Here is a 12,168-nt window from a genome sequence, read left to right as displayed (position 1 = left end):
TTCGCGCCTGGGGCCGAGGCCTGGTCCCGCGCTCAACCGACAGTTGCCATGTGGCATCTTCGGACCCGGGAAGCTATGCCGTCTGCCAAGATGGCCCACCCTTCACTCATGGTTAACGGAGGAAAAGATGACGAGGATTTCACGGCGCGACACGATGCGGGTTCTGGCGGCGGCCATGGCTGCGGGGGCTGCGGGGGCTGCTGGCCTGCCCGCACGGGCTGCGGGTGGCAAGATCACCGTGCTGAACTGGCAAGGCTATGGCACCGACGAGGCCTGGTCGCTGGAGGCCTTTGCCACAGCCACCGGGATCGAGGTCGTCCACGACTACTTCTCTTCCGAGGCCGAGACGCTGACCAAGCTGCGCACCAATCCGGGCGCCTATGACGTGGTGCTTTTGAATTCGGCGCGGGTGTCCACCGCGGCCATGGAAGGGCTGATCGTGCCGGCCGATCTGGCGACGATCCCCAATGCGGCCAATATCTCGGCCGACCTGTTGACCAACCCGAATTTCGCCATCGACGGCAAGGGCTTTGCGGTGCCATGGGTTTGGGGCATGACCTCGATTGCGGTGCGCGAGGGGGTGGCGAAACCGGCCTCCTACAAGGACCTGGCCGCACCGGCCTATGCGGGCCGCTTTGCGATGAACGACGACGCGATGATCGCGGTCGCCCTGGGCGCGCTGACCACGGGGCAGGACCTGAACGATCCCGCCGACATGGAGGCGGTCAAAGAGGCGCTCAAGGCGCTGAAGCCGAATATCAAACTGCTGTGGTCCTCGGAGGATCAGTGGAACAAGAGCTTTGCCGCCGGTGAGTTCGACGTGTCGATGTTCTGGTCGGGCGGTTCGGTCCGGTCGCGGCGCAATGCCGGGCTGCCGGTGGATTTCGTCGTGCCCGCCGAGGGCGCGGTGGTCTGGGTCGACGGGCTGGCGGTGGCGGCGGGTGCGCCCAACCCCGAGGGCGCTGCGGCCTTCATCAACTGGATGATCGACCCGAAGTTCTATGTGGAATGGGCCACCAAGGTCGGCGCGCCGGCTTCGGCCAATGCGCAGGCCCTGGCCGCCCTGCCCGCCGATGACCTGTCGGCCCAGGTGCACAAGCCGGACTACATGGTCTCCAAGAACGTCATGTCCGCCATGCCCGACGAACGCCGCGAGGCCTTCAACGCCGCCTGGGAAGAGGTCAAGGCCTTCTATGCCGAATGAGGCAAGCCCCTTGCCCGGGCCGCAAAGCCCGGGCACCGGACTGCACGACCTGCGCGGGCCCCACAGCCCGCGCAAGATCCCGGGATGGGCTGCGACCACCGCGCTGCTGCTTCCGGCCTATGCCTGGCTGACGCTGGCGGTCTTTCTGCCCCTGGCGACGATGTTCGTCTTTTCCTTCTTGAACAAAACGCCGATGGGCCAAGCGCCGGTGGAGTTCACCCTGCGCCATTACCGCGCCTTTATCGACCAGGGCTATCTGGTCCGCATCGCCTGGAACACCCTGGTCATGGGGTTCTGGACCACGCTGATCTGTGCGGTCCTGGGTTTCTTTGCGGCCCTGGCCCTGGTGCGCTGCACGGCAGGCCGCCAGCGCGAGACGCTGCTTGTCCTGATCCTGCTGCCCTTTTGGACCAATGGTCTGGTGCGGGTGTTTTCCTGGACCATGGTCCTGCGCGAGAACGGCTTTCTGGACAGTCTGTGGCATCTGGTGGGCGATGGGTCGATCAGCTTTCTGTACTCTCGCCCCGCCATCGTGCTGGGCCTGGTGCATGGCTATCTGCCCTATATGATCCTGACCTGTTACATCGCGCTGATCACCATTGACGACGCCGTGATCGAGGCCGCGCAAAGCCTGGGCGCGCGGTGGGGGACGGTGCTGACCCGCATCCTGATCCCGCTGGCGGCCCCCGGGCTGATCTCTGGCGCGGTGCTGACCTTTGTCCCGGTGATCGGGTCCTTCATGGAGCCGCGCATCCTGGGCGGCAAGGTCGGCATGACGCTGGGCACGGTGATCGAGGACCAGTTCACCCAAGCCTTCAACTGGCCCTTGGGGGCGTCCTTGTCCTTCACCCTGCTGGCCGTCGTGCTGGCGATCTTCGCCACCTTTTCCGGCGTATTGAAACGGGGGGCCGCGGCATGAGGCTGGGTCACATCTTCCTCGGCGCGGTTCTGGTCTTTCTTTACACGCCGATCCTGGTGCTGATGGCGATGGGCTTCAATGCCTCGCCCTTGTATCAGCTGCCGTTTCAGTTCTCGACGCGCTGGTATGGCGATCTGATGGGCAATGAAGGGCTGTTGACGGCCGGGTTCAACTCCATTGTGCTGGGCGTGATCACGGCCCTGGTGGCGACGACTTTGGGCACGCTGGCGGCCTTGGCGCTGAACCGCCACAGCTTTCGCGGGCGCAGCCTGTTGCAACTGCTGCTGTTGCCGCCCATCGCGATCCCCTGGCTGATCACCGGGACGGCGATGCTGATCTTTTTCTTTTGGACCGGGATCGGGCGGGGGATGCACGCCTTGGTGATCGGCCATGTCGCGCTGGCGGTGCCTTACGTCGTTCTGGTCGTCGGCACCGGGTTGAAAACCATCCGCACCGACCTGGAAGAGGCCGCGATGTCGCTGGGCTCAACCCCTGTCCATGCGTTTTTCGCCGTGACGCTGCCGCTGTTGTTCCCCTCGATCCTGGGGGCGGCGCTCTTTGCCTTTGCCGTGTCGCTGGATCAGTTCGTCGTGTCTTACTTCCTGTCCTCGCCCGGCTATGTCACCCTGCCGGTGCAGATCTATTCCGCGATCCGCAAGGGCTTTACCCCCGAGATCAACGCCATCTCGACCCTGTTGCTGCTGGGCTCGATGAGCGTCATCCTGATCTTTGCCCGCTTTGCCCGCCCCCAGTCCCCCGGAGCGTCCAAGTGACCGAAGTCCATATCCGATCCATCGCGAAATCCTTCGGCCCGGTGCCGGTGCTGCATGACATCACCACCCAGTTCGCGCCGGGCAGTTTCACCAGTCTGCTGGGGCCTTCGGGGTCGGGCAAGACCACGCTGTTGCGCATCGTGGCGGGGTTTGTGACGCCGGATCGGGGCGCGGTGACGATCGGCACGCGGGATGTGACCGCGGTCCCGGTCTGGGGCCGCAACATCGGGATGATGTTTCAAAGCTACGCGCTGTTTCCGCATATGTCGGTGGCGCGCAACATCGCCTTCGGGCTGGAGCGGCGCGGCATCCGGGGCGCCGAGGCCCGCGCCCTGGTCGATCAGGCGCTGGAGATGGTGCGGCTGACGGGCTTTGGCGCCCGAAGCCCCAAGGAGCTGTCGGGCGGCCAGCAACAGCGGGTGGCCCTGGCCCGCGCCTTGGTCATCAAGCCCTCGGTCCTGCTGCTGGATGAGCCCCTCTCTGCGCTGGACCGCCGCCTGCGTCAGGACATGCAGGTCGAGCTTTTGCGCATCCAGAGGGAGACCGGCCTGACCACGATCTTTGTCACCCATGACCAGGAAGAGGCGCTGACGCTGTCGGACCGCATCGCCATCCTGGACCGCGGGCGGATCGTGCAATCGGGCAAGCCGGCCGAGATCTACGAACGCCCCCAGACCCGCTTTGCCGCCGAATTCCTGGGCGATTCCAACTTTCTGACCGGGACGGTGGAACAGGGCGGTGTCAGGCTGGCCGATGGGACATTGGTGCAAAGCGCCCATCCCCTGCCCGCCCCGGGGGCCAAGGCAACGCTGGCCATCCGTCCCGAAAAGCTACAGGTCAGCACGACCGCCCCCAACCGCCTGACCGCCCGCATCGTGACGGTGATCTATGCCGGCCCCGTGCTGTCCTATTTGCTGGAGACCCTGGACGGCACAAGGCTGAAGCTGTTCCAGGCCAACCGCGACGGGACGATCCTGGCGCAGGGCGCAACCATAACGCTTGGATGGTCGCCCGAACATGCCATCCCGGTGGCGGAATGACGGGGGGCCTTGATGGTGTGGGGCCCTGATGACGGTAAAGGCATGAAAAAGCGCACACGCCACCTGGCCATCGACCTGCAAAGGCTTTTCGCCGAGGATCACGGTTGGCATGTCCCGGGCATCGCCTCCATCCTGCCCAATGTCCTGCGGCTGACCCAAGCGCATCAGACGATCTTTACCCGCTTTGTGACCCCCGCAACGCCGGATGCCGCGCGGGGCCAGTGGCAGGCGCTTTATGCCGCCTGGCCGCAGGTCACGGGGCTGGACCTGGATATCCTGAACCTGGTTCCCGCGCTGCGCGGTCTGGGGGCGGTGGTGGACAAGACGACCTATTCCGCCTTTCCCGCCCTGATCCTGCCGCCCGAGGTCGACACCCTGATCCTGTCGGGCGCCGAAACCGATGCCTGCGTCCTGGCCACCCTGTTGGGCGCGGTCGACCTTGGCTTGCGGGTCGTGGTGGCGGTGGATGCGGTGACATCTTCCGACATGGCCGCCCATCACGCCATCCTGGACCTGCTGGCGCGCCGCCTGCCCCAACAGGTGACTTTGGCCCCGACGTCAGAGATCTTGCGGACATGGGCCTGACGCCCGACCCCTCGCTGGAGGACAAGGTTGCCTTCCTGAACGGGCTGGGCCTGTGGCGCAGTCGGGCGCTTGGCGACCTGCCGGGCCTTGTGATGACGGACGGCGCCTATGGGGTCCGCTATTCGACCAATCAGATACAGGGCGGCAATTCCCTGGCCGCTTTCCTGGACATCACCCGCGGCGAGGGGATGTTCGGCGACACCGCCCCCGCGACCTGCTTTCCCAATGCCAACCTGTCGGCCTGTTCCTGGGACCGCGACCTGGCCCGCCGCATGGGAGAGGCCCTGGGCCGTGAGGCGCGAGCGCTGGGGGTGCATCTGCTTTTGGGCCCCGGCATCAACATCCGCCGCACGCCCTTGGCCGGGCGGGCCTTTGAATACCCTTCCGAAGATCCCGTCCTCGCCGGAGAGCTTGCCGCCGCCATGATCACCGGGCTGCAAGATCAGGGCGTCGGCGCCAGCCTGAAACATTTCGCTTGCAACAATTCAGAGATTGCGCGGACAACGACAAGCTCTGATGTCGACATGCGGGCCTTGCGGGAGATCTATCTGGCGGGGTTCGAACGGGCGGTAAAGGCCGATCCCTGGACGGTGATGGCGGCCTATAACCCGCTGAACGGGGTGCATTGCACCCAGAACCCCTGGCTTTTGACGCAGGTTCTGCGGGGGGAATGGGGCTATCAGGGGCTGGTGATCTCGGATTGGCACGCGGTGCAGGACCGCGCGGCGGCGCTGGTGGCGGGGACCGATCTGGACATGCCCGAAAGCGCGCCGCGTCAGGCCCGGCTGGTCACGGCGCTGCGGGATGGCACGGTCCCCCAGGCGGCGCTGGATCAGGCCGTCGCCCGCATGGCGCGGCTTGTGACCCGCGCCACCACACAAGGCCCGGCCCAGCCGCCCGACCTAAAGGCCCATCACGCCCTGGCCCGTGAAATCGCGGCCCAGTCGCTGGTCCTGCTGAAGAACGACGGCACGCTTCCTCTGGCGCCCTGCCGGCTTTTGGTGGTGGGCGCGGCGGTGCCAGTGATCCAGGGCTCGGGCTCTGCCTCGACCCGGCCCAGCCGCCTTGACCTGCCGCTGGATCATTTGGCCAGGGTCTACCGTGTCACCCATCTGCCCTTTGGTCCCGAGGCCCTGCCAGCAGCCCTGACGGCGGCCACCACCCATGACGCCGTCCTGATCCTGGCCAGCCATGCCCCCGCCACCGCAGATAAGGGCGCCGGAGAGGGCACAGACCGCGCCAACCTGGATCTTGCCCCAGGTCAGGCCGCGCTGATCCAGGCCCTTGCCGATGCGGGCCACAAGGTCATCGTCGCCCTGACCTGCCCCGATGCAGTCGAACTGCCCTTTGCCGAAGATGTCGCGGCGATCCTGTGCGGCTTTTATGCGGGCCAGGGCTTTGGTCATGCCCTGACCGCGGTGCTGTGTGGCGCGGTCAATCCCTCGGGCAAGCTGACGACGACCTTTCCGCTGGCGATGGGCGATATCCCCGGCATCCTGTCCTATCCGCCGCAAAACGGGCACCACGCCTATTCCGAGGGGATTTTCGTCGGCTACCGCGGTTATGACCGGCGCGGCATGGCGGTGCGCTATCCTTTTGGCCATGGGCTCAGCTATACGCAGTTCCGCTATGACGCGCTGCATCTGTCGGCGCCGTCGATTGCGCCGGGGGGGACGCTGACCGCCACTGTCACCGTGACCAACACCGGCCCCCGCCCCGGCGCCGAGGTCGTGCAGATCTATATCCGCCCGCTTGCCCCCGCCCTGCCCCGCCCGCTCCGCGAGCTGAAGGCCTTTGCCAAGGTCCACCTTGCGCCCGGCGCAAGCGCCACCCTGTCCTTTGCCCTGACCGCCCGCGACTTCAGCCATTTCGACCCCACTGAGGACCGCTTTGTCCTGCGCGACCGGGGCTTTGTGGTCGAGGCCGCGGCCTCGTCGCGCGACATCCGCCAGACCGCCCCGCTGGACTGCCAGCCCATGCCCGCGCCCCTGCCGCCGCTGGCAACCACGACGCCCGCCGATGTGCTTTTGGCCCATCCCGTGCGCGCGGCTCAGGTGCAAGCGGCCCTGATGGCCTGCCTGAACCTGACCGAGGCGCAGGCCCAGGCCCTGACCACAAGGGCCGCGGGCTCTTTCCTGGGGCTTTATGACACGCTGACCTGGTATGTTGGTGGCGACCTCTCGGAACCCGCCTTGCAGGCCACCCTTATGGACCTTCCGCCCATTCCGTGACAGGTGTTCGCAAACCGCCGGAGACCCCCATGTCGCAAGAGCCTGACGCCTATGTTCTGGAAGACCAGATCGGCTTTCGCCTGCGCCTGGCCAACCAGCGCCACCTGGAGATCTTTGCGGCCACGATCCCCGATGTGACGCCGACGCAACTGGCCACTCTGGTCAAGCTGCACGAGTTGGGGATGGTCAGCCAGAACCACCTGGGCCGCCTTGTGGCGATGGATGCGGCGACGACGAACGGGGTCGTGACGCGGTTGCGCAAGCGCGGGTTGGTGCAGACCCAGGCGTCCACCAATGACCTGCGGCGGCTTGAGGTCTCGTTGACGCCCGAGGGCGCGGACTTCGTCGCGGCCAAGATGGCGGCGGCGGCAGAGGTGACGGCCCAGACGCTGCGGGGCCTGAGCGCGAAAGAGCGGGATCAACTGATGACGCTTTTGGCGCGGATCGCCGAACAGCCGCCGGGCTAGGCGTCGGGTTGGGCGTCGGGCCAACCGTCGGGCGAACCGTCGGCGGATATCGGCCAGCGTGATCCGCCAAGCCTTTGGCGCGACAGGGCGATGCTGCTAGGCTGGCTCTGCAACCGGAGGTCGACTGATGCCCACCCGCCGCGCCTTTTTGATCCAGGCTCTTGCCGCAGCCTTGGCGCCCTCTGTCCTGCGCGCCTCGGCCCCCGCGCCCGCGATATCGGACCTTTGGCTGAACCGCCTGACCTTTGGCGCCACCCCCGAAGCCCGCGCGCGGTTCTCCGACCTGGGCCCGCAAGCCTGGCTGGAGGAACAGATCGCCCTTCCCGACGCGATGGCAGCGCGGCTGACCGCGGCCCGGCTGCATATGGTCTATGAGGCCGGCGAGGATGGCGAGGGCGGCACCTGGCCCGCGATGGACGAGCTGCGGCCGCTGACCTGGCTGAGTGCCCCGCCCGAGGCCGTGTTGCCGCTGATCGACTGGACCAAGCCGATGGAATTCGCCGAACGCGTGCGCCCGGCGGATGAGGTCATAGCCGCCGCCCTGATCCGCGCCGTCCATTCTCCGGCGCAACTGCGCGAGGTGATGACCCAGTTCTGGCACGACCATTTCAACGTTCATGCGCAAAAGGACGAGTTCACGGCGGTCTATTTCCCCGCCCATGATGCCGCCCTGCGCGCGCGCGCCTTGGGCAACTTCCGCGACCTGTTGGGGGCGGTGGCGCGGTCGGGGTCGATGCTGTGTTACCTGAACAATGCCGACAGCCGCGCCAGCCCCGCCAATGAAAACTTCGCCCGCGAGCTGCTGGAGCTGCATACTTTGGGCGCCGGCAACTACCTGAACGACCGTTACGCCCGCTGGCACGAGGTGCCGCAGGAAAATGGCGTCGCGGTGGGCTATATCGACGAAGATGTCTATGAGGTCGCCCGCGCCTTCACCGGCTGGACCATGGGCGATGGCCGCTATATCGCCGAAGGGGTCGAGGCGCCCCGGACCGGCGCCTTCCACTATGCCGCCGCCTGGCACGACCCCTATCAAAAGCGCATCCTTGGCGTCGAATTCCCGCCCAACCGCGCCGATATGGCCGATGCCGAAGATGTGCTGGACCTGTTGGCCCGCCATCCCGGCACGGCGCGCTTCATCTGCACCAAACTCGCCCGCAGGCTTTTGGCGGATGATCCCGAGGCGGGGTTGATCGACCGGCTGGCGGGCGTGTTCCTGGCCGCCGTCGATGCGCCCGACCAGATGGCTCAGGTGATCCGCGCACTGGTGGCGGACCCGGCCTTTGCGGCGCCGGCGACCAAACTGCGCCGCCCGTTCGAGTTCATGGCGGCGCTGTATCGCGCGACCGGGGCCGAGGTGACGGGCGTCGAAAACGACTATCACTGGCAATTGGCACGCGCCGGTTGGCAACAGCACAGCTTTCCGCCCCCCACCGGCCATCCGGATCGGGCCGAGGACTGGCAAAGCTCGACCACCCTGTTGCGGCTGGTTGATTATGCGCTGACCGGGCATGACGACTGGTTTGGCGTGACCCAGACGCGGCTGACGGTGCCGGAGGTTGCGACGTTGGGCGCGTTGGCCGCACATTGGGCGGCGGCCTTTGGCGTGCCCGACGACTTCGGCGCGCTGTTTGCGGCCATCGGGGCCAGCCCCGGCGATCCGATGCCCGAGGACGCAACCGCGCGCCACGATGCCTCTGCCCTGGCCGTGGCCTTTGCGGCCCTGACGCCCGCGTTTCTGTTCCGGTAAAGGTAAGCCATGGCCGATCCCATCCTTGTCGTCATCTTTCTGCGCGGTGGGGCCGATAGCCTCTCGTTGGTCGCCCCCACGGCCGATGCCGATTACATCACCGCCCGGCCTGAATTCCTGCGCGTGTTGCGCAAGGGCGAGGATGCGGGCCACAAGCTGACCGATGCCCTGGCCGATGTGGATTTCCGCCTGCATCCGGCCGCCGGAGAGCTGGCGGACCTGTTTCACGCGGGCGATCTGTCGATCCTGCACGCCACCGGCCTGACCGAGGCGACCCGCAGCCATTTCGACGCCGAAGCGCGGATCGAGCGGGCGGCGGGGGATGGCGGCTGGCTGGGGCGGTCGTTGGCCGCACTGAAGGCCGGGGGGCCCTTGCCGGCGCTGGCCGTGGGCACCCAGGCGCCCGAAAGCCTGCGCGGCGCCCATACCGCCGTCGCCCCCGACCTGTCCGAACTGATGCTGGCGCCGGGTCACTGGCTGGCCCCGGCGCTGCGGGCCCGGCTGGCCGAGGGCTTTGGCGACCACGGACCCCTGTCGGCGCCGATCACCCAGCTTTTGACGCTTAGCCAGGCGCTGCAGGACCGGTTCTGGCAAGACGGCAGCGGGATGCGGCCCTATGTGCCGGGCGTTGACTGGCCCGAGACCGCCTTGACCCAGCCGCTGCAGACCGTGGCCCAGGCGATCAAGGCGGATATGGGGCTGCGGATTGCCACGCTGGATTTCGGCGGCTGGGACACGCATGTGAACCAGGCGGGCGCCTTCCGCGAGTTGCTTTCGACGCTGAGCCGCACGCTGATGGCCTTTTGGCGCGATCTGGGGCCGCGGCAACAGGATGTGGCGGTCGTGGTGCAATCCGAATTCGGGCGGCGGCTGCGGGCCAATGCCTCGGGCGGGACGGATCACGGGCGGGCGGGGGCGATGATGGTGCTGGGGCCGCAAGCCCGCGGCGGGCGCCTTTTGGGCCGCTGGCCGGGCCTGGCCAATGACGCGCTGGAAGAGGGCGCGGACCTGGCCGTGACCACCGATTACCGCGATGTCCTGGCCGAGATCCTGTCGGCCCATATGGGTGTAAGCGCGGGGATATTCCCCGGCCTGACCCCGCGACCCTTGGGGCTTTACGCCTAGCGCTGTGCGGGGAAAAGCAAAACGGCCGCCCCGAAGGACGGCCGTTTTGTCATGTCATCGCGATCACTTCAGGTCGAAGCGGTCCAGCTCCATCACCTTGACCCAGGCCTTGACGAAATCGGCCGCAAAGCGCGAGTCGGTCTGGGCATAGACTTCGGCCACGGCCCGCAGGATCGAATTCGACCCGAAGACCAGGTCGACACGCGTGCCGGTCCAGACCTTTGCGCCGGTCTTGCGGTCATGGGCGGCATAGGCCGCGCCCTCGGGCTTCCACGCGGTCTCCATCGACAAAAGGTTGACGAAAACGTCGTTCGTCAGCTTGCCCGGGGTCCGGGTCAGAACGCCGGCATCACCTTCGGACACGCCAAGGGCGCGCAGGCCGCCGACCAGAACCGTCATCTCGGGGGCCGAAAGCTTCAACAGCTGAGCGCGGTCAACCAGCATGGTTTCGGCAGGCGCCGCAAGGCCCGGCTTGATCCAGTTGCGGAAGCCGTCGGCCTCGGGCTCCATCGGGGCAAAGCTGTCGGCGTCGGTCTGCGCCTCGGTCGCATCGCCACGACCGGGGGTGAAGGGCACGGCCAGACCCGAGGCCTGTTCGACCGCCGCCGACCCCGCCAGCACGATCAGATCGGCCATCGAGACGCGGTGGCCGAAGCCCGCCTTGATCTCTTCCAGCTTGGCCAGAACGCGCGCCAGTTCCGCCGGACGGTTGACCGCCCAATCCTTTTGCGGCGCCAGACGGATGCGGGCGCCATTCGCCCCGCCCCGCTTGTCCGAACCCCGGAAGGTCGAGGCCGAAGCCCAGGCCGTCCGCACCAGCTCTGCCACGGTCAGACCGGACCCAAGGACCTGTGCCTTCAGCGTCGCAATATCGGCCTCGGACAGGGGGCCCGGCGCGGGGGAAATCGGGTCCTGCCAGATCAGCGTTTCGGCCGGAACCTCGGGCCCCAGATACAGCGCCTTGGGCCCCATGTCGCGGTGGGTCAACTTGAACCAGGCGCGGGCAAAGGCATCGGCGAACTTCGCCGGATCGGCGGCATAGGCCTGCGAGATCGGCCCATAGATCGGGTCGAAGCGCATCGCCATATCCGCCGTCGTCATCATCGGACGGTGCTTGATCGACGGATCATGCGCATCGGGGATCATGTCGGCTTCGGCCACATCCTTGGCCAGCCAGATTTGCGCACCGGCGGGGGAATGGGTCAGCTCCCATTCGTATTGGAACAGGACGCGCAGATAGCCCATGTCCCAAGTCGTCGGATTGGGCTTCCAGGCGCCTTCGATGCCCGAGGTCGTGGTGTGGATGCCTTTGCCGGTGCCAAAGGCGTTCTTCCAGCCAAGGCCTTGTTCTTCCAGATCGGCGGCTTCGGGCTCTGCGCCCACCAGCGTCGGATCACCGGCGCCATGCGCCTTGCCAAAGGTGTGGCCGCCCGCAACCAGCGCCACGGTCTCTTCGTCGTTCATCGCCATCCGGGCAAAGGTCTCGCGGATGTCGCGGCCCGAGGCGACGGGGTCGGCACGGCCGTCCGGACCTTCGGGGTTCACATAGATCAAGCCCATCTGGACGGCGGCCAGGGGGTTCGCAAGCTCACGGTCGCCCTTGTAGCGGCTGTTGGCCTTGTCCGAGGTGGCAAGCCACTCGGTTTCCGAACCCCAATAGATGTCCTCTTCTGGCGCCCAGACGTCCGCACGCCCGCCGCCAAAGCCAAAGGTCTTGAAGCCCATCGACTCCAGCGCGACATTGCCCGCCAGGATCATCAGATCGGCCCAGGAAATCGCATTGCCGTATTTCTGCTTGATCGGCCACAAAAGGCGGCGCGCCTTGTCCAGGTTGCCGTTGTCGGGCCAAGAGTTCAGCGGCGCAAAGCGCTGCGTCCCATTGCCCGCACCGCCGCGACCATCGGCGGTCCGGTAGGTCCCGGCCGAGTGCCAGGCCATGCGGATCATCAAGCCGCCGTAATGGCCCCAATCCGCCGGCCACCAGTCCTGCGAGTCCGTCATCAGCGCGGTCAGGTCAGCCTTCAGCCCGGCATAATCCAGCTTGCCGAAAGCCTCGGCATAGTCGAAATCGCCC

10 protein-coding genes are annotated in these 12,168 nt (G+C 66.8%); 9 read left to right on the top strand and 1 reads right to left on the bottom strand.

Going from position 1 to position 12,168, the window contains the following annotated elements; translation table 11 throughout:
* The first annotated feature begins 127 nt into the window (after positions 1-127).
* The 9 genes from NX862_RS16125 to NX862_RS16085 all read left to right on the top strand — a co-directional run bounded on the left by NX862_RS16125 (position 128) and on the right by NX862_RS16085 (position 10,094).
* Entirely contained in the window at positions 128-1,204 is a 1,077-nt protein-coding gene (locus NX862_RS16125) for an ABC transporter substrate-binding protein (RefSeq protein ID WP_264494966.1), read from the top strand.
* Positions 1,194-2,123, top strand: coding sequence for an ABC transporter permease (locus tag NX862_RS16120; protein WP_264494965.1), 930 nt, complete (start codon positions 1,194-1,196; stop codon positions 2,121-2,123). Before NX862_RS16125 ends, NX862_RS16120 begins: the two co-directional genes overlap by 11 nt.
* Positions 2,120-2,896 (top strand): ABC transporter permease, encoded by a 777-nt coding sequence (locus NX862_RS16115; protein ID WP_264494964.1) that lies wholly within the window; start codon positions 2,120-2,122, stop codon positions 2,894-2,896. The genes NX862_RS16120 and NX862_RS16115 overlap by 4 nt, the downstream gene beginning before the upstream one ends.
* Entirely contained in the window at positions 2,893-3,936 is a 1,044-nt protein-coding gene (locus tag NX862_RS16110; protein ID WP_264494963.1) for an ABC transporter ATP-binding protein, read from the top strand. Before NX862_RS16115 ends, NX862_RS16110 begins: the two co-directional genes overlap by 4 nt.
* Before the next feature lie 42 nt (positions 3,937-3,978).
* Positions 3,979-4,521, top strand: a complete 543-nt coding sequence (locus NX862_RS16105; RefSeq protein ID WP_264494962.1) for a cysteine hydrolase family protein — start codon at positions 3,979-3,981, stop codon at positions 4,519-4,521.
* Complete coding sequence (locus NX862_RS16100) at positions 4,512-6,752, top strand: beta-glucosidase (RefSeq protein ID WP_264494961.1); 2,241 nt, start codon at positions 4,512-4,514, stop codon at positions 6,750-6,752. The genes NX862_RS16105 and NX862_RS16100 overlap by 10 nt, the downstream gene beginning before the upstream one ends.
* A 29-nt stretch (positions 6,753-6,781) precedes the next feature.
* Positions 6,782-7,219, top strand: coding sequence for a MarR family winged helix-turn-helix transcriptional regulator (locus NX862_RS16095; RefSeq protein ID WP_264494960.1), 438 nt, complete (start codon positions 6,782-6,784; stop codon positions 7,217-7,219).
* A 127-nt stretch (positions 7,220-7,346) separates the two neighbouring features.
* The gene (locus NX862_RS16090) at positions 7,347-8,969 is read left to right on the top strand and encodes a DUF1800 domain-containing protein (protein ID WP_264494959.1); all 1,623 of its coding nucleotides are present in this window, start codon (positions 7,347-7,349) and stop codon (positions 8,967-8,969) included.
* Between the two features lie 9 nt (positions 8,970-8,978).
* Positions 8,979-10,094 carry a DUF1501 domain-containing protein gene (locus tag NX862_RS16085; RefSeq protein WP_264494958.1) on the top strand — a complete coding sequence of 372 codons (1,116 nt, stop codon included), beginning with the start codon at positions 8,979-8,981 and terminating at the stop codon, positions 10,092-10,094.
* A 63-nt stretch (positions 10,095-10,157) separates the two neighbouring features.
* Here the strand turns inward: NX862_RS16085 and katG are convergent.
* A partial coding sequence (gene katG / locus NX862_RS16080; protein WP_264494957.1) for a catalase/peroxidase HPI occupies positions 10,158-12,168 on the bottom strand: 2,011 nt, incomplete at its 5' end.

Source organism: Stagnihabitans lacustris, from assembly GCF_025950525.1.
Lineage (GTDB): Bacteria > Pseudomonadota > Alphaproteobacteria > Rhodobacterales > Rhodobacteraceae > Stagnihabitans.
Note: the sequence above shows the minus strand (reverse complement) of the source record. Positions and strands in the feature narration are given on the sequence as shown.